The sequence below is a fragment of the Colwellia sp. 12G3 genome (assembly GCF_002836775.1).
GTDB lineage: Bacteria > Pseudomonadota > Gammaproteobacteria > Enterobacterales > Alteromonadaceae > Colwellia.
This window is the reverse complement of record NZ_PJAQ01000017.1, coordinates 109,346-129,062: the sequence shown is the minus strand read 5'-3', so window position 1 is coordinate 129,062 and position 19,717 is coordinate 109,346. Positions and strand designations below refer to the sequence as shown.

The following is a 19,717-nucleotide window of genomic DNA, read 5'->3' as shown; positions in this document are numbered from 1 at the left end:
TTTTTTTCTGTTGTAAATATACTCAAAATTTTATTTATTCAGTTGGAATGACCTTACCAATATAAGGGAGGTTTCTATATTTTTGTGCGTAATCAATACCGACACCCACGACAAATTCATCAGGGATTTCAAAACCTACCCATTTGACCGCTACCTCTTCTTCTCGGCGACTTGGTTTATCTAACAAAGTACAAATTTGAATGGAATTAGGTGCACGTAAATTTAAAATTTGCAGCACTTTACTTAAGGTGTTGCCGGTATCAATAATATCTTCTACCAACAAAACATCTTTACCTTCAATATTATCATCAAGATCTTTAAGTATATGCACATCGCGAGAGCTCTCTGTGTTATTGCCATAACTCGATGCTGTCATAAAATCAACGCTATGATTAACGGTAATAACTCGGGTCAAATCAGCCATGAACACGAATGAACCGCGTAATAGGCCCACCATAACTAAATTATCGCTGTCTTGATAATGCTCACTAATTTGTAGCCCTAATTGGGCGACGCGTTTTTTAATTTTCTCTTCTGAGATCATGACTTCAATGGTATGTTTCATAGTTATCTCTTTTATTTAATACCAAGTTGATTAAGTTCTTTCCCACTCAGCGAGAATTAAAAGGCTTAGAGGCAAGGCATTGATTGAAGAGAATGGTTATTCCCTTATCAAAATCAATAACGCAGCATGTAAACCTTTTAAACTCGCCCTCTGGGAGCTTTCTCGATGTTCACTAACATCGTTAAGTTTATTTGATTTAGAATGACTAAACCGAAACAAATTTGCCTTGTTATTGAACATCGAGCAGAGCTCTGAGTTGGGAAGAAATTTAATCAAATTGGTATAAGTTAATGATTAAAAACTAAAAGGGTATTTAAACGAAAAAAAGCCTTTGCGAACAAAGGCTTTTATTAACATTAACGTAATGTTTAGTTTAAGAAGATAAACTTAGCAATAAATAATACGGTTAACGCCCAAACACCGTTAGATACTTGATTAGATTTTCCTGCACCTACTTTTAATACCGTGTAAGTGATAAAACCAAAGGCAATACCATTAGCGATAGAGAAGGTGAATGCCATCATAACTGTCGTGCATACTGCCGGAGCATATTCGGTTAAATCGTCCCAATCTAAGCCTTTAAGCGAGCTCATCATTAACATGGCGACATAAATAAGGGCACCATCAACGGCAAAACCAGGTAACATTTGTGCTAACGGTAAGAAGAATACCCCCGCAGCAAATAACAAACCGATAGTTACGGCCGTCAGACCCGTACGACCACCCGCAGCAACACCAGCAGCAGATTCAACATACGATGTAACCGGTGGACAACCAAAAGCGGTACCTATAACAGATGAAATAGAGTCAGCTTTTAACGACTTGCTTAAACCTTCAATTTTACCATTTTCGTCTTGTAGATTAGCGCGTTCAGCAACGCCCATTAAGGTACCTGCGGTATCAAAAATATTCACGAATAAGAAGGTTACGATGACAGGAATTAATGCGACTTCAAAAGCGCCAACAATATCAGCTTTCCAAAAGATAGGTTCAAGGGCAGCGAAATCAGGAATAGCTAATAGTCCTTTATAGGCAACAAAGCCTGATTCAGGTGCAAATGATTTAGCTGCTTCAGCAACCACAAAGAAATCAGTAGGAAGTAACCAAGTCATCGCAAAAGCAATGAAGGTTGTTACAGCAATGCCAATCAATACCGCGCCAAATACTTTACGGTAACTAAGCACTGCGATTAATAAGAAACTTAGAAAACCTAATGCTGGCGCTTCAGGGCCAAACGCACCAAAACCAAAATGGGTCATGTCAGCAAGGGCTACAACATTATCAGGGTTAGCAACAATAATGCCGGTAAAACGCAAGCCGATAAAGCCTAAGAAAAGCCCAACACCTGCAGTCATGGCGAGCCGTAAACTCATGGGGATACTGTCAAGCATCCACTCCCTAAGGCGAGTGACACTCATCAATACAAAGATAACACCAGACAGGAATACAGCACCTAGGGCTATTTGCCAACTGTAGCCCATGCCCCCAACAACGGAGAAAGTAAAAAAGGCATTTAACCCCATACCAGGCGCAAGACCTACAGGCCAGTTAGCGTACATACCCATTATGATGGTAGCAATTGCAGCACCTAAACAGGTGGCTAGGAACAAACCATCAAATGGCATGCCTGTTTTAGACATAATGATAGGGTTTAAAAACATAATATAAGACATAGTCACGAAGGTGGTGAGACCCGCCATGAGCTCAGTTTTTATCGTGGTATTATGTTGTGTCAGTTTAAAAAGACGCTCCAACAGACCTACGTCATCTGTTTGCTCTTCAGTTTGATTCTCGCAAGATTTGCTAACCTGTTCCATAACTACAGTTCTCTCGTTGATTTATATTTAAGGTCGTTTATTTGTATTTTTTAAGTTTGACCTGATTGTAATAATTTTAAAAATTTGACCTTCTAGCCGCGGCTACATCGATAAAACCGATAATGCCAGCGGTTGCTAATGCTAAGAAAGAGGCTGTGTTGGACCCAATTTCCGCATAGCTGATTTATTAATACATAAATAAAAAGCAAAGTTAACAAGTTAACCATTTTGTCAATTCCATATAGTGAAACCAGTCTGGACTGTAGGATATACGCTATAGCCTACAAAATTAAAGATAACTAGAGCATGGTGAAAAATAAAACAGTTTAATTTCACCTAGTGAAATTAAGTTAACGTTAATTATCAATAATATAAAGGTTTCAGTATAGCTCCCAGAACATTTTACTTTGCTAATGTCTTTATTGGTACTTGGTGATGCTTATCTTAAAATGAGCATCATTAATCCTATACCTAAAGTAGAAAACTTGTCAATAGTGTCAAGAAATGGTTTTTTTTAGTGTACAATCTATACTTTGGTCTCTAACGAGACATTGGAGCAAATAGTAAAAATTGTTCCACAGCGTATTTTTCATGGCGATAGTTATTTCGAATTTGATATCAAACCGCGATATCACAAACGTGATTAATATTTCCACTAACCAATAAATTTAAATTAGGTAGCCATGCTTTCTTTATCCCACTTTAACCGAAATACCATTAAAGGCGACATTTTTGGTGCGCTAACTTCGACAATCGTTGCTCTCCCTTTTGCATTGGCTTTTGGGGTTACCTCAGGCGCGGGTGCTAGTGCGGGTATTTATTGTGCTATTTTAACTGGATTATTCGCCTCTTTATTTGGCGGTACTAACCAACAAATTTCGGGTCCTAATACCGGTTTAACCGTTGCTATGGTTGCCATACTAACCAGCTTTGTTGCTCAGTCGCCTGAAAATGGTATTGCGGCGGCATTTACTGTGGTGAGTTTAGCGGGGCTATTTCAAATGCTCTTTGGTATTTTTAAACTGGGTAAGTACTTTATTCTCGTCTCATACCCCGTTATTTCAGGCTTTACCTCAGGCATTGGTGTACTGATCATCCTCTCCCAAATTGAACCTTTATTTGGTCATTCATTACCAGAATTACAACTGTCATTAAGCACACTAACTAGCACTAACACCTTATTGGGATTGGCTTGTTTAGTCATACTTTTTTTATGGCCGCAAAAATATAGTCGAGTGGTACCCGCCAGTATTATTGCGGTAGCGGGCGCGACAATATTTTATGTTTTCTCAGGCAGTGATATGCCTGTAGTTGGCGCTATTGCCAGTGAATTACCTTCATTTAGCATGCCTGTATGGGACAATGCCTTAGCCAGTGAAATGATTAAATCGGCGTTATTAATTGCCACATTAAGTACCTTAGATTCATTAATGACGTCACTAACCGTTGATAGTATTACTAACGAATTACATGACTCTGACCAAGAGCTTGTTGGCCAAGGTATCGGTAATATTGTTGCCGGTTTGTTTGGTGCTTTACCCGGTGGTGGCGCGACTATGCGCACAGTCACTAATTTAAGGGCGGGGGGGACTACACCTTTGTCGGGTATTCTGCATGCTCTCTTTATTTTAGCCATTGTTTTATGGGCAGGGGAATACACTGCGTATATTCCTGTTGCTGTTTTAGCGGCTATTTTGACTCACGTAGGTATTAGTATTATTGATTGGAACTTCCTTAAAAGACTGCATCAAGTACCTTTGTTTAGTGTTGCTTTAATGATATTAACTATGTTCATGTCAGTGGCATTTGACCTAGTAACAGCCGTTTTAGTTGGTGTGTTTTTAGCGAATTTAGTCACTATTCGCCGCTTATCTGAAATCCAACTGGATAACATTAAATTGTGTACCGCGAAGGAGGCTGAACATTTATCACCGCCAGAAAGGCAATTATTAGAAGCCATGGATGATAGCGTATTATTACTTAATATCTCAGGACCTATTGGTTTTGGTGTGGCTCGCGGCTTAAAACAAAGTGTTTCAGAGACGGATCAAAACAAAACCTTATTAATCGATTTAACTGATGCACGTTTTGTCGGCATTACCAGTACTATTGCCATTGAAGAAATTATTGTTAGTTATCAAAGCCAAGGTCGAGATATTTTACTCTCTAGTGTTTGTGACCGAGTGAAAGATGATTTTAATAAATTGAAATTACTTGATAAAATCCCCCAAGAACATGTCTTTGCTACAAGATTAGATGCATTGACTTATTTATCAGACCGAGCTTCAACCTGAACGCTTACCTAAAGTTATAGTAAGTGATTAAATAGAGCCCTATTAGCTATTAAAACGGCCTGGTAGGGGGCTTTTTTATTGATATTTAGGGACTTTTTGTAAAATAAAATCATCATGGTTTCACCATCAGCAGTTATTTAGAGAATTAATACAACTTTTCCAAGACTATTGCCGCAAAAAATCCGATAATTAGCATCATTAAGATTACTCTGCCGATTGGCCGCAAATAACTCCGGAAATTATTCAATGGAAATCAAAGTTAACTTTCTCGACAACCTTAGACTTGAAGCCAAGTTTGACGATTTTAGCGTCATAGCTGATCAGCCTATTCGTTATAAAGGTGATGGCTCAGCGCCCGGTCCTTTTGATTATTTCTTAGCCTCATCGGCTATGTGTGCTGCGTACTTCGTTAAGGTATATTGTAATTCTCGTGATATTCCAACGGATAATATACGTTTATCACAAAATAATATTGTTGATCCAGAAGACCGATATAACCAAATATTCCAAATTCAGGTTGAGTTACCAGAGAGTATTTCTGAAAAAGATAAAAAAGGTATTTTGCGTTCTATTGATCGATGCACAGTGAAAAAAGTCGTGCAAAAAGGTCCTGAATTTAAAGTTGAAGCCGTAGAAAGTCTTGAAGACGATGCCCAAGCTATGCTGATGCAGCAGCCTGATGACGGCACTAGTACCTTTATTTTAGGTAAAGATTTACCTTTAGAAGAAACCATTGCCAACATGTCAGGCCTTTTGGCCGATCTTGGTATGAAAATAGAAATATCTTCGTGGCGTAATATTGTGCCGAATGTTTGGTCATTGCATATTCGCGATGCCGCATCACCTATGTGTTTTACCAACGGTAAAGGTGCAACGAAAGAAAGTGCACTTGCTTCAGCCTTAGGTGAATTCATTGAGCGACTTAACTGTAACTTCTTTTATAACGATCAATTCTTCGGTACTGACATTGCCAGCAGTGATTTTGTTCACTACCCCAATGAAAAATGGTTTAAACCGGGCGATAATGACGAACTACCAAGCGATATTTTAGATGATTATTGTTTAGCTATTTACAATCCAGAAGATGAGTTGCGCGGTTCACATCTTATTGACACCAACTCAGGCATGAAAGAGCGCGGAATATGTTCAATTCCTTACGTGCGTCATTCTGATGGTGAAACGGTCTATTTTCCATCAAACTTAATTGAAAACTTATTTTTAAGTAATGGCATGAGCGCAGGGAATAACTTAGCTGAAGCGCAAGTGCAATGTTTGTCAGAAATATTTGAACGTGCTGTTAAAAAGCAAATTATCGCCGAAGAAATTGTTTTACCTGATGTACCTAAAGACGTGATCGCAAAATACCCTGCTATTTTAGCTGGCATTAAAGGTTTAGAAGAGCAGGGCTTTCCTGTGGTAGTTAAAGATGCCTCGTTAGGCGGAAAATTCCCAGTAATGTGCGTTACCTTGATGAATCCAAAAAATGGTGGTGTATTTGCCTCATTTGGTGCTCACCCAAGTTTTGAAGTTGCATTAGAGCGTAGTTTAACTGAATTATTACAAGGTCGTAGTTTTGAAGGCCTAAATGACGTCCCTAAACCGACCTTTAATAGCATGGCAGTAACAGAGCCTGAAAACTTTGTTGACCACTTTATTGACTCAACCGGTGTTATTTCATGGCGTTTCTTTAGTGCCAAGCACGATTATGAATTCGTTGAGTGGGATTTTTCTGGCACCAATGAAGAAGAAAATACCGGTTTAATGGCTATTTTAAAAGACCTAGGTAAAGAAGTGTATATTGCAGAGTTTAACCAACTTGGCGCTACCGCTTGTCGTATTTTAGTTCCTGATTATTCAGAAGTGTACCCAGTTGAAGATCTTATTTGGGACAATACTAATAAGTCACTTGATTACCGTGAAGATATCTTAAATCTTCATCGTTTAAGTGAAGATGCATTAACCAGTTTGTTTGACCGCTTAGAAGAGAGTCAGCAAGATAACTACATTGATATTAAAACCTTAATTGGTATTGAATTTGACGAAAATACCGTTTGGGGACAGCTAACTATTCTTGAATTGAAAATTCTTATTTGCTTAGCACTTGGTGCACTTGAAGATGCTATTGAATTAGTGGGCGAATTTTTACAGTACAACGACAATACCGTTGAGCGTGGATTATTCTATCAAGCCATTCATGCTGTATTGGAAGTGACCATAGACGAAGAAATGGAGCTTGAAGATTATATGGATAGCTTCAATAGAATGTTTGGTGAAGAAAACATGGAACAAGTGGTTGGCTCGGTATTTGGTGAAGTAAGATTCTTTGGCTTAACTGAAACCAGCATGAACCTTGAAGGCTTAGACAAGCACCAGCGATTGATTGAAAGTTATAAGAAATTGCATCAAGCACGAAAACTTGCAGCGGAAAAATAAAAAGCATCTCAGTTAATAAAGGTACTTGATAGAAAACTTATCTGGTAGCAAATATAAATGAGAAAAAAAGCCAATATTTGTAATGAGTATTGGTTTTTTTGCTTTATATAAAACAGAAACAACGGTCGTAATATTGCATTGTCAGAGAATCGATGTAATTGGTACCATAACCACTTTAAACCTAACAGAACTAATGGCTACGTTCCTTTGCTCTATTTTAGTCAAATATTTGAGCATTATAAAGCTAAGTAAGGTTTGATATATGGGTAGAATATTTACATCAATTTAATCAATAGCTTTATTTTTCCCTGTGGTGCTTTTTAAAAAAGTAGCACCGATGATTGTTTTGGCGACAACGTTATTTTTTGTTTGTGACCAAACTCTTTTTTGGTTGCGGTGATTGTTAGTGTTTTTTCTGTAACCCCTTTACCAAAAATACCCACTTGATATTCAAGAACACTATTTGGCTCAACTATTGTGTAATGTCCCATAATCATTAGTTGTGACGCGGGCGCTTTAGGTGACTGGTGAGAGGTCACTGGTGATAACATCATGCCTTGCAGGGGGAGTTTGTCACCGTTGTCTTTTAATACTACTTTGCTGTGAATTACTTTACTAATATCTGCGCGATGTATAGCAAACTCTTTGGCAGATAGCTTACCGTCTTTATCATCATCAATGCCTGAAAAAGCGGAAACTGGTAGTGACAGCACCATAAATACACCATCATCAACAACGTTTAATATACCCTGTTGGGCAACCATTATATGGGCATATAACTGCTGAGAAAAACAGTATGTTTAATAGTATTAATAATGTTGTAAAATTTGATCTGTTTATATTATTCATACGAGTAGTTCCTAGTGAGACGAATGGACTAATGCCCTTATTTATAAGAAGCTCATTAATAGGTCTATTATTAATAAAGACAGTGCTAATAAAAACAATGTCCTTAGCCTCTCCATATATATTGAGAAAGTAAATAGAGTGCTGAATTAAGGTGGCGGCATCCCAACCGTTACTTCAACTTCTCCTTTTACGCAGCGTTGAAAGTAGGGATAACTGTCGGTTGCATAATAATGATAGATACCCTCAGGAAATTCAGGTGTTACGCCTACTCGTCCATTACATTCATCTAAGTCACCAGAGTCAGCAACATACTGCCAATCTTCACCAAAAGTACCTAATGGATAAATAGATGCTGAAGGTCTAGTGTTACTGACATCGCTGATCAATTGATAACTACCTGTCATTGATTTGAGGGCAGACGTTGAATCACTAGCAATGCTATAGCCATAACGTGCATAAATAGGAAAACCATCGGCAGCCCAGCCTATTATGGTCATGTTGGTACTATTGCCACCTTGTTTAGTCACAAAAGCTTCTGGCATGCCATGATAATGGTATGTGCCGCCAGGTTGTACATGGGCATTATTGTCATCAGTACCAAAGTTAAAGCTCGTTTGGCCTAGTGCTTCAATATGCCAATTACCTGTATTGCCGATGAGACTGCAGTTATTACCGCTGTCATCGCAGCTTCCTGCAGTGTTGGCATCAATTTTAACGCCATTAAGTACATAACCGGTAGCGCCACTTGGACCACCCAAGGTAGTCGCGGTTGTTGATGCTAGTGGTGATAACGTTAGGTTGGCAGATACTAATTGTTCGGTAATTGTATTGGGGTTATGCGCATTTGGAAATTCTCCTACTTCATGATCTGGTATGCCATTAGCGCTGAGTAAACGTTCTCCATTTGTGCAGATCCATTGCGCCGTACTGTTCTCAAGTATATAAATTGAATCATTAAACTCGTTATAATTATAATCACACAAAATGCCCGAGGTAGAGCCCTCGCTCATCTCTGATACTAAAATTTCAACACTATCTACTTCACTGTTTAGTTGACTGTCATCAACGGTTAAATGAACAATATAACTACCCATTACATCTGCGACAAATGAAGGGCTAATAGTGTTTTCGCTCGACAAAGTTGCAACACTGCCACTGGGTAGAGTTGATAGAGTCCAAGCATAACCAAGTGTATCACCCTCAGCATCACTACTGAGTTCACCAGAAAGCACAACGGTATTGTTGACGAATACGGTTTGGTCACTACCTGCATTAGCGACTGGTACAGTATTAGTGATTATAATCTCACTACTCTCTTCACTCATTGTACTGTCACCACAAGCGCTCAATGTCGATGCCACTAATAGGCTCAAAAATACTGAGTTTGAGTTATTCCAAAGGCTAAATTTATTTTTCATTGTTAAGTTTCCTGTTAGGTGAGTTCACCTGTCACTATGCTGCGTTGATATATACCCGCTGAATCCTGAATCTTTAAGTGGAACGGGTATAGTGAGCTTAAAACGTTAATGTGCAGGAAGTGTGCAGCAATTGAGGAAGTAAAAATAATTTGTATCACTTAGATTCGAACATTTTCATGATGAAATCGAACAACTTCAAAGCGCGAATAATAATCAATTAATGCGGTTCATCTAAGTTATTGATAATAATCGGTAATTTATCTAGAGGGAAACTGGCATGGATCTTCCTATGTAATGGGTAGACTCAATAAACCTGTAACGATTAAATAGACAGCTTAGCTGCTTTTATTACGTTTTTTTACCTAAGGAAATATGATGAAAAACCTTTTACTATTCGCAATACTTTTAGTTTTTTTAGCAAGTGAGGTACGGGCGGGTGAAGATAAAGAGCTAAGTAATGACAGCTCAAATAAAGCTTCATTTGAACGATTAGAATCACTACAGAATAAGCAGTGGCAGCATGGTTCACCAGACTGTCAATCTAACAATGATCCGGCTATTGAAGTATTCCAATATGATAAATCGAGTTACATACTTCGCCAAAATAAGTGCCTCAGTTATGAAGCACCATTTATCTATGTCTTAGTGGGAGATGAGAAAATACTGGTGTTAGATACAGGCGCAACGGCAAGTGAACAGGAGTTTCCTCTTTATAAAACCATACAAACTTTAAATCAAAAACATGCAGAGCAAGACAATAGCAGTAATCGAGAAGTGTTAGTGATTCATTCACATAGTCATAGTGATCATTACAGCGTAGACCCTCAATTTGAAAATCAGCCTAGGGTTACGGTAGTGGCTGCTAATAGTGTTGCTATTAAAGAATATTTTTCGTTTAAAAACTGGCCTGAACAACAGACAACTATTGAACTTGGCGGACGAAGCATAACTATTATCCCAACGCCTGGTCACCAAGGCGAAGCTATTTCAATTTATGATACACAAACCCAGTGGCTACTTACCGGAGATACACTTTATCCCGGCGTTATCTATGTTAAGGATTGGCAAGATTACAAAGACAGTATTACTCGTTTGGTTGAGTTTTCCAGTAAGCATAAAGTAAGCGCAATATTAGGCGCGCATATTGAAATGACCAACAGGGCTGGTGAATATTATGAAATAGGCACAATTTATCAACCAGAAGAGTCAGCATTACCTTTAATGGCCGCAGATTTATTGACCTTAAGTAGCCAGTTAAATCTCGATGATAAACCGACTAAAATAGTATTGGATGGTTTTATTGTTGAACCATTAGGTACGTTACCAAAATTAATTAGTAATATAGTCAGCTGGTTTATCTAGGGACTATTTAACCTGAGGTTTGGATAAGAGTTTTGTAACTTATTGAAGTTAGGTGAACAAATTAACTTAAAGTTCCAGTGACGAAATTTAAGTGTCTATTAAGATATTTTTACAAACCAATAACTGGTTATTGGGAGTAAAAATAACGCTGATAGGCGCTTAAATAGCGTTATTGGGCAAATTCGCTTATCCGAAGTTCAGGTTATTTAGCTCAGTCACCCTTTTATTAAATGATTAGGGCTTTAATTTATATATAACTTTTACGAGCATTCTTTTGGGATCCAATCTTGCCATATTTGCTGGTTTTCTTTGAGCCAGACATCAGCCGATTGTTGATAGCTCATCTTTTTTACATCAACCAATGTACTAATATATTCCAACTGAGCATTTGAAAAATTCATATTTTTTAATATTTCAAAGGGGCAAGGCCACTTAGTGGGAAATTCAGTAGACGTTACTTTTTTCAGCCAACCCGCTTTGGGATTACCGCAATCATAAAGAAATGAAGTATTTATCCCCCATTGTGGATTTGTCTCACATTCAATACTGTGTTCTGGAAACTCTACAAATTTTCCTTTATGAATAGAGCCTACCCAGTTTGGCGTCCAGTTAAATAAAACAATTGGGAGCTTATCCTTAATGGCACTTTCAAGCTCTTCCCAAAGTTGATTGCCTGTCGTCGTGTTAGTTATTTTAAATTTTAATCCTAATGCTCGTACTCTTGCTTTATCGGGTTTTTCCCAAGGACCGCCTATATAGACTCCAAATCCTTGACTGCCTGGTTTGGAAAATACGGAAAAACAAGATTTTAGAGCTCGCCAATCAGGTAAACCAGGACAATATTCTTCGACGTATTCAGGGTACCACCATTCTTCTCTTGTTATTGCATCATAGGTACCCGCATCAACTAGCCAATTAGCTTTTAACATCTGGTCATATTTTTCAGCCATAGTACCTTGCCAAACTTCAACCTGAACATCTGCTCGGTTGTGTTTCAGCATATACCATTGGCCAGCGGTAGGAAGCCTAATATATTTTACAGCAAAACCTTGCCGCTGAAATAGTGAACCAGCAATTCGCGCAACGGTAAGTTGACTAGTCCAATTGTTCAAAATTATTTTGATGGGCTCTAGAGGAGTGACTATTTGTTGTGCAACGACAACGTTGCTGAAAAGCAGGATAACTAGGCAAAGAATGCTATTTTTCATATAGCCCTCAACTAGGCAAGGAAGAGATAATGTCAGTCTAGTTCAAAATAATGCCAATAAATAGAATAGGATTAAAAACACTCAATTTTATTTCACTTAGGACTTTTAAAAGTAAGGCTAACAAAATACCGTTGCGCTAAGTTGAAAATATCAAGGAAGATGGAGACGTTAACTGTTATACCAAGTTGATTAAGTTCTTTCCCACTCAGCCAGAATTAAAAGGCTTAGAGGCAAGGCATTGATTGAAGAGAATGGTTATTCAGGAGAATAAGCTCCTGCATTCTCTAATAAGCTGCATATATGCAGCGTCCTTATCAAAATCAATAACGCAGCATGTAAACCTTTTAAACTCGCCCTCTGGGAGCTTTCTCGATGTTCACTAACATCGTTAAGTTTATTTGATTTAGAATGACTAAACCGAAACAAATTTGCCTTGTTATTGAACATCGAGCAGAGCTCTGAGTTGGGAAGAAATTTAATCAAATTGGTATTATACAAAAATTACAACACTAAACGATATCCAGTGCCATATACCGATTGTACCCAGTCTTTACCATTACTAATATCACTGAGCTTTTTTCGCAGTTTTTTTATGTGGCTATCAATGGTGCGGTTGTTAACAATACGGTGATCGGAATACATATTTTGCATCAACTGCTCACGGGTGAAAATACGTTCGGGGTTTTGTGCTAATGGTTTCAGTAACTGAAATTCGACCGTAGTTAACGACACTGCTTGATGATGAAAACTCACTGTAAAACGATGTTCATCAAGTATTATCATATCTGAGGTGTTTTCAAGTGTTTGTGTGTTTCTTTCTGTCCGTCTTAGTACCGCTTTCACTCTCGCGACAACTTCACGTGGACTAAAGGGTTTGCAAATATAATCATCTGCGCCTAACTCTAAGCCAAGTAAGCGGTCAATTTCTTCTACTTTGGCAGTAACCATCAAGATGGGGACATTCGAGAATTGTCGAATTTCTTTGCACAAATCGATACCATTTTTACCTGGTAACATAATGTCGAGCAAAATGACTTTAGGGTGATTGATTTTAACCCAGTCGATTACTTCATCGCCATGATGGATTAGATGCGGACTATATTCAGTTAGGGCAAAGTAATCGGCTAATAAACTCGCTAACTTAACTTCATCTTCTACTATTAAAATCGAATTTGACATATCACACTCTAAACATTATGGATTATTAAGTTATAAATAATTAAATTATAGATAATTAAATAATGGTTACTACTTACGCTAGTGGTAATTTAATCATAATAGCTAAACCACCAAGCGTAGAATGTTCAGCGCTAATTTCACCTTGATGGGCAACAACAATATGACGACAAATAGACAAACCTAAACCAGAGCCACCTGTTTTACGGTTTCTAGAATCTTCAACGCGGTATAGATGCTCAAATAAATGCGACAAATGTTTACCATCTACGCCAACACCATCGTCTTCAAAGACGATAACAACTTGCCTAGCTGTTAACTCGTCTAGTTTGACTGATATGTTCAGTTGAGTGGCCGATGAGTATTTAATACAATTGTTAATAATGTTTTCAAATAGCTGAACTAATCGGTTTGTATCAGCATAAATATTGACTTCTTGTCGGCTAAACTCAAGCGTTAATGAAATGTCAGCATCCGCTAAATAACCACGATATTTCTCAAATTCGCTTTGCATTAATGACACTAAGTTTTCGTTTTTTTTACGGTAGCGCATACCGCCGATGTCTGCGCTGGTCAGTAAGTTTAAGTCATCGATTAAGCGTTGCAGGTGTTTTACTTCATCATTTGCTGAGGTAATATTGCTCAAAGTCAGTGGTCGCACTTTATCAAGCATTGCCTCTAACTCGCCACGTAAAATAGCAACGGGTGTGCGTAATTCATGAGATATATTGGCCAACCAGCGTTTCCTCGCTGATTCATTTTCTGTCAGCGTTAGTGCCAGTTCATTGTAATCTCGACTCAATTGCCCTAACTCATCCTGTCGCTTTAGATCTATCGTTTGCTGGTAATCACCCTGTGTTAATTTATGCATGCCTCGTGTTATCAATTTTATTGGCTCAACGACATGTCGGGCGAGGGGAAATGTCACTAAAGCCACCAGGCCCATAACAAACAGGGCAATAAGCCATAAATAGTGCTGTTGTTGTTCTATAAAATCGACTTCGTAACCTTGGGTTAGTTGGTTACGTTTAGAAATCGCAAAAAAGCCAACGATACGATTGTTAACCTTGATCGGCGTTTTTACATACTCCAAGGTATCAAGGTAATTTCCGACAATAAGTTGTTCATCAATATCAAGTAGGGCGTAATGCGACTCATGTTCGGGGGGAAAGGGTAGTCTAGGGTTGAAATTTTTACGACGCAATGGTGGTCTGTTTTGTTTTGCAGGCATACTGCTTGGTTTCCTAAGTCGTCTGTGCTCAGGTGGGCGTTGTCTTTGAGAGCCTTCAAAGTCACTACCATCAAGTTGCTGTGATATTAAGCGGCGAAATTTAGCATGATTTTCTTCCATTGATTGCCAATTGTTTTCTGTTTCATAAACTTGTGACAGCTTAGATATTACAGGTTGGAGGGTTTCAATTTCTTTAGAGGCTACATATTCAACCATGCCTTTACCAATGCTCCACTGCATCAGTAATACCAAAACGGTAACTAATATTAGGCTAAAGCCAAACAAGAAAATAAACAATTTATTTTGAATTCTCATTGAAAAATTAATAATCCTAAGTACTGTAATGTTAAATTGTTAGCGCATAAACTTGTGATGAAAAGTGCTATTTATCTTTAGATAATCAGTGAAAAAAAATCTTTAAAGAAAAATTTTTAAAGATCATATTTAGCCACAGTGTAACAAGGTTAGATTGTTAAATAGCATAACAAAACAATGTGCAAAAAATATGCATAAGTATAAATTATTACTTAGTCGTTACTTAATAAGTTACGAAACAATCACGATGATATATTTAGTTAACCTACTAGTCATTCATCTACGATGTTATTTACCTAGGACGGTGGCATTTTAAATAGCGGCACAAAGTTAAGGCTTATTTGCTGTTTAGTAGGTGAATTTACCGTCATTTATCAAGCAAATAGACTAATCAACCAAGACCGTAACGTTGCACCACAAAGGTGCTTTTGCATCAAAAAAAACAGCGAACTAACAGAACATTAAAAGTTTTTTTTTGATAATGATTTATGTTTTTTAAGTTATTGTATTTTAATGTTTATTTATTGTTGTTTGTGAGTGCTTTTTTCACTTTTACTGGTCTGTAATGTGCATAAGAGTAAGAAGTTAATTTATTTCATCAATTTTTTCATTGCCCACATAAGCCTTTATAAATTATTGGTGTAACTTTTCAGGTCCCTTTAGGAGACATTATGGATTCCATTCTTGTAATCATTGCCATATCGTTGGCCATTGCTAGCGTCATAAATATTTTGTTAACCAAACTCTCTATTTCTCATATTATTGGCTACATTATTACCGGCACAATAGTGAGTACGCTTTTTGACTTTAATGGAAGTGAAAACCTTGATTCGCTAGAGCTTATTGGTGAGTTCGGTATTGTTTTTCTAATGTTTACTATCGGTTTGGAAATGTCTTTTGCTAAATTGGGTAAAATGAAAAAACTGATATTTTATAATGGTTTTATACAAGTGGCATTTAGCGCTTTAATTATTTTTATCATGGCATTTTATGCCTTTAGTCTTGATGCCATATCGTCAGTAGTTATTGCGCTTTCATTTAGTTTGTCTTCAACAGCTATCGTATTACCTTACCTTAAAAAATCGAAAGATATTGTTACCCCTTATGGTGAAAAATCTGTCGCTATTTTAGTGTTTCAAGATTTAGCCGTGATCCCTATTTTATTACTGATGAGCTTCTTATCAAATAATGAATTATCACTAACAGATGTTTTATTAAAAACATTGTTGTATGCCAGTGGCATTATTATTTTTATGTTTACCTTAGGTAAAAAAATTATTGCTTGGTTACTTCATTTTTCGTCAAAGGCCAGAATGGAAGAGCTGTTTTTAAGTTCCGTATTTACCATTGTATTAGGTGCGTCGTTACTTGCCCATGAAATGGGGTTTACCTATTCTTTAGGTGCATTTATCGCCGGTATGATCATTGCGGAAACTAAATTTCATATTAAAGTCGAGTCGGATATCTCGTCATATAAAGACTTATTTTTAGGCGCATTCTTCTTTTCAATCGGCACAAAAATAAATATTGATTACTTTGTGAATCACTTACATTGGGTACTGGGTATTTTAGTGCTGGTCATGACAGTAAAAGCAATCATCATTTATATGTTAATGAAAAATCAATCGAATAAAAGTGACTCAATAAAATCTGCAATTGCTTTATGCCAAGTAGGGGAGTTTTCATTCGCTATTTTTGCACTGGCGCTAAATCAGCATATTATTGCAGACGAATTAGGCAGTTTCCTTATATTGATCACCGTATTATCAATGATTTTAACACCTTTTATGGTGAACAATATTTATAAAATAGCATCAATTTTTGTGGTCGAATTTTTTGAAGCTGACAACATTACCACGGTAAAAAAAACCAATCACACCATTGTTTGTGGCTTTGCTATATTAGGGCGAATTGTCGCCAAAGAACTAACAAAGCGCGAGGTAACCTTTTTAATTATTTCTGACAACTTACAACATGTCTTACTCGCTAGAAAGCGCGGATATGATGCCTACTTTGGTCACTTAGATAAACGCCCTGTATTAGAGTCACTCAATGTAGAGCAGACGAGCAGTATTATTATTACAGTTAACACATTAAGAAATAAACAAATAATTTGTGAGTCTGTATTGGATTATTATCCCGATGCAAATTTAGTCGTTAAAGTGAACACCCTTGAAGAAAAGGAGGCATTAGCAGATATTAAGATTAAATGTTTCGTTCATGCGCAACAGGAAACGGCAGCACTCCTCGTTAAACAAAGTATGTCTTGAACACTAAACACTAAGTGAGCAATTAAAGCATCAATGGGTAACTCTATTAAGATAATAAGATGTTCAAAGCGACGATAATACATTTCTGCTAGTAAATGTCAGCTTTAACACTGAAAGTCTACCTTTAACTTAACGACAGACTAACAATAAAGTCCAAGATCTAATCGATTCAATTGTTTAAGGTCACATATAATAAAGCACACTAAGAAAACAATATAAGATTCTGTTTTATTTATGTTAATATCTTTTTAATAATTAATGTTATCAAGGAATAAGATGAATCATAAAACACTAATGCTAACTATGTCAGTTAGTCTACTATTCACCGGTTGCGCAACGGTTGAAAAAAAAGAAATTCACAACACTCCAGTTAAATCTCCCGCTATAAGTAAAACAATCGCAGCCACAGCAGATCAAACTAAATATCTAAAAAGAAAAGTTGCTATTGGTCGTTTCACCAACGAAACAACCTACGGACAAAGCTTTTTTATTGATAACGATAATAATCGGATTGGTAAACAAGCGATGGATATTCTGTCATCAAAATTATTTGAAACGGGTAAGTTCATCATGCTTGAGCGTGCTGACTTAACCAAAATTGAAAAAGAACTTTCTATGTCAGGCAGTTCGGCACTAAATAACGCCGCTGATTTTATAATTGTTGGTTCAATTACTGAGTTTGGACGCAAAGAAGTTAGCGATGTAGGCGTTTTTTCACGTGTTAAACGTCAAGAAGCCAATGCGACAGTAAATATTCGTATTATTGATGTCTCTACAGGTCAAATCATCTACTCAGAAAAGGGTAAAGGCATCGCTTATTCAGAAGCTGGTACTGTACTTGGAGTGGGTGATAAAGCTGCTTATGATAGCTCGTTAAATGACAAGGTTATAGATGTTGCTATTACCGATTTAGCCTCAAATATTGTTGAAAATATGTTAGGTAAAGCATGGCGATCTTATGTTCTTTCTTATGATGAAGGCAATTTAATAATATCTGGTGGTAAGTCTCAGAATATTAAACAAGGTGCAACTTTTGAAGTGGTCAAGTCAGGTAAAAAAGTTAAGAATCCTCAAACAGGTATGTTTATCACCTTACCAGGTAAAACGATTGCTAAAGTTAAAGTGATAAGCTCATTTGGTGAAACACCAGAATCAGAAGTTTCATTTAGCCAAATCATAGAAGGCAACTTGGATACTTATATCAAAGAAAATGATTATAAAGAACTGTTTATTCAAGAAATTATTAAATAACAATATAAGGACATTAAAATGAATATTATTCGGACATTATTTATATTTTCACTACTCGCTATTACATCAGCTTGTAGCAGTTACAACACTTATAGTTCAGGTCAAATGACCACTGAACCAGTATCTTATCTTTATTTCTCAGGAAATATTACAGACGCTGAAGTTTCTATTGATGGTGCTCCAGCATTTTTGGTCACCAAAGCTGGCCCGAAACAACAATATAAAGTAACACCCGGTAAGCATACAATTATAGTTACCAAACAGGGGCAAGTAGTTGTTCAGCGCGACGTATTACTCGGCGATGATAATGAGAAAGAAATAAACATTCCCCAATAAAAATAGCCATAACAATAATTAAAATCATCATAGGATCAACATGAAATTAGTATTAACACTTCTGTTACTTACCGCTATTCTTAGTGGCTGTAAATCAACACCACCAATGTATATGTATGAGAATTACTCTGAAAGCTTTTATACCCTGAAAAAAGAAAGCGGTCATGAAAGCGATGTGCAATGGCAGAGTTCATTAGAAAAAATCATTACAAAATCTAATGCGAAATCGGTAAGAGTTCCTCCCGGGATTTATGCAAACTTAGGTTATATTCATTTAAAATCTAATAATTATCCAAAGGCGATTGAGTTTTTTGAACAAGAAAAAAGCATTTATCCTGAATCAAGTCGATTTATGGAAAACTTAATTCAAAAAGCAAAAGTGAAGGGATAATAAAAATGAATGTCATTAAAAAAACAAAAACTTTACTATTAACTCTATCTATACTGATTCTTAGCGGTTGTGTTGCACCAACGTACGTAACAAAGGGTGAAGAATTCCCTAAAATGTACCAAGAAAAGCCTCGTTCATTACTTGTTATGCCACCAATTAACTTAAGTACCGATGCTGAAGCAAAAGATTATTATTCAACGACTGTGGAAATGCCTATTGCTCTGCATGGTTATTATACCTTTCCTTATCAACTAACTGCTGATGTATTAAGACAGCAAGGCATTTATGATAGTGAGCTAGTGTATGATGTACCGCTAAATAAGTTTCATGACTATTTTGGTGCTGATGCCGTACTATTTACAAAAATCGTTAGTTGGGATACGTCATATACTGTTTTAGCCTCAACACTAACTGTTTCGATCAGTGCAGAGATAAAATCAACCAAAACCTCTGAAGTTTTATGGCAATACAATGGTACGGTTGTCGTAGATTTGTCCGTAAATGGTGGTGGAGGATTAGCTGGTCTACTCGTTAGTGCAATAGCAACAGCAATTAATACCGCAGCAGCGGATTATACTACCTATGCTAAACAAGCAAATGGTCGATTTATCGGTAGTATGCCTGTTGGGCCATATCATCCTATGTATATGAAAGATCAACAAGTTAAATTGTTAAAACAAAGCAACACAGCTGATTCAAATAAAACAGCAACTGAATAGATTAAATTAATATCAGTGGATTTGTCGTCGTGCGACAAGTTCACTGTATTAATTAGAGTAAACATAAAAATTACAGTGGGTG

The 19,717-nt window shown here is 36.9% G+C and carries 15 protein-coding genes; 8 read left to right on the top strand and 7 right to left on the bottom strand.

Annotation, left to right across the window (positions count from 1 at the left end):
* Positions 1–34 precede the first annotated feature (34 nt).
* Together hpt and CXF71_RS05975 are read right to left on the bottom strand one after the other, a co-directional pair.
* Positions 35–565, bottom strand: coding sequence for a hypoxanthine phosphoribosyltransferase (gene hpt, locus CXF71_RS05980; protein WP_101232055.1), 531 nt, complete (start codon positions 563–565; stop codon positions 35–37).
* Between the two features lie 368 nt (positions 566–933).
* The gene (locus CXF71_RS05975) at positions 934–2,382 is read right to left on the bottom strand and encodes an NCS2 family permease (protein ID WP_101232054.1); all 1,449 of its coding nucleotides are present in this window, start codon (positions 2,380–2,382) and stop codon (positions 934–936) included.
* 683 nt (positions 2,383–3,065) lie between these two features.
* On the opposite strand from CXF71_RS05975, the gene CXF71_RS05970 reads away from it, so the two are divergent.
* The gene (locus CXF71_RS05970) at positions 3,066–4,676 is read left to right on the top strand and encodes a SulP family inorganic anion transporter (protein WP_101232053.1); all 1,611 of its coding nucleotides are present in this window, start codon (positions 3,066–3,068) and stop codon (positions 4,674–4,676) included.
* A gap of 246 nt (positions 4,677–4,922) precedes the next feature.
* Entirely contained in the window at positions 4,923–7,109 is a 2,187-nt protein-coding gene (locus CXF71_RS05965; RefSeq protein WP_101232052.1) for an OsmC domain/YcaO domain-containing protein, read from the top strand.
* Positions 7,110–7,429: 320 nt separating this feature from the next.
* Here the strand turns inward: CXF71_RS05965 and CXF71_RS05960 are convergent, their stop codons facing one another.
* Positions 7,430–7,873 (bottom strand): hypothetical protein, encoded by a 444-nt coding sequence (locus tag CXF71_RS05960; protein WP_101232051.1) that lies wholly within the window; start codon positions 7,871–7,873, stop codon positions 7,430–7,432.
* 231 nt (positions 7,874–8,104) lie between these two features.
* The gene (locus tag CXF71_RS05955) at positions 8,105–9,376 is read right to left on the bottom strand and encodes a YHYH protein (RefSeq protein ID WP_232771397.1); all 1,272 of its coding nucleotides are present in this window, start codon (positions 9,374–9,376) and stop codon (positions 8,105–8,107) included.
* Between the two features lie 375 nt (positions 9,377–9,751).
* On the opposite strand from CXF71_RS05955, the gene CXF71_RS05950 reads away from it, so the two are divergent.
* Complete coding sequence (locus tag CXF71_RS05950; protein WP_101232050.1) at positions 9,752–10,738, top strand: MBL fold metallo-hydrolase; 987 nt, start codon at positions 9,752–9,754, stop codon at positions 10,736–10,738.
* A gap of 260 nt (positions 10,739–10,998) precedes the next feature.
* Here CXF71_RS05950 and CXF71_RS05945 read toward each other — a convergent pair whose 3' ends face one another.
* From CXF71_RS05945 to CXF71_RS05935, 3 genes are all read right to left on the bottom strand, one after another.
* Complete coding sequence (locus tag CXF71_RS05945; protein WP_101232049.1) at positions 10,999–11,946, bottom strand: ABC transporter substrate-binding protein; 948 nt, start codon at positions 11,944–11,946, stop codon at positions 10,999–11,001.
* 501 nt (positions 11,947–12,447) lie between these two features.
* Positions 12,448–13,125, bottom strand: coding sequence for a response regulator (locus CXF71_RS05940; protein WP_101232048.1), 678 nt, complete (start codon positions 13,123–13,125; stop codon positions 12,448–12,450).
* Positions 13,126–13,198: 73 nt separating this feature from the next.
* Positions 13,199–14,668 (bottom strand): ATP-binding protein, encoded by a 1,470-nt coding sequence (locus tag CXF71_RS05935; RefSeq protein WP_101232047.1) that lies wholly within the window; start codon positions 14,666–14,668, stop codon positions 13,199–13,201.
* 671 nt (positions 14,669–15,339) lie between these two features.
* On the opposite strand from CXF71_RS05935, the gene CXF71_RS05930 reads away from it, so the two are divergent.
* The 5 genes from CXF71_RS05930 (at position 15,340) to CXF71_RS05910 (ending at position 19,635) form a co-directional block, all read left to right on the top strand.
* The gene (locus CXF71_RS05930; RefSeq protein ID WP_101232046.1) at positions 15,340–16,938 is read left to right on the top strand and encodes a cation:proton antiporter domain-containing protein; all 1,599 of its coding nucleotides are present in this window, start codon (positions 15,340–15,342) and stop codon (positions 16,936–16,938) included.
* A 276-nt stretch (positions 16,939–17,214) separates the two neighbouring features.
* Positions 17,215–18,189, top strand: coding sequence for a CsgG/HfaB family protein (locus CXF71_RS05925; protein ID WP_101232045.1), 975 nt, complete (start codon positions 17,215–17,217; stop codon positions 18,187–18,189).
* A gap of 18 nt (positions 18,190–18,207) precedes the next feature.
* Positions 18,208–18,525 carry a hypothetical protein gene (locus CXF71_RS05920; RefSeq protein WP_101232044.1) on the top strand — a complete coding sequence of 106 codons (318 nt, stop codon included), beginning with the start codon at positions 18,208–18,210 and terminating at the stop codon, positions 18,523–18,525.
* Positions 18,526–18,565: 40 nt separating this feature from the next.
* Positions 18,566–18,916: a DUF4810 domain-containing protein gene (locus CXF71_RS05915; protein ID WP_101232043.1), complete on the top strand. Its 351-nt coding sequence runs from the start codon at positions 18,566–18,568 to the stop codon at positions 18,914–18,916.
* Positions 18,917–18,921: 5 nt separating this feature from the next.
* On the top strand, positions 18,922–19,635 hold the full coding sequence (locus CXF71_RS05910; RefSeq protein ID WP_101232042.1) for a GNA1162 family protein: 714 nt from the start codon (positions 18,922–18,924) through the stop codon (positions 19,633–19,635).
* Positions 19,636–19,717 lie beyond the last annotated feature (82 nt).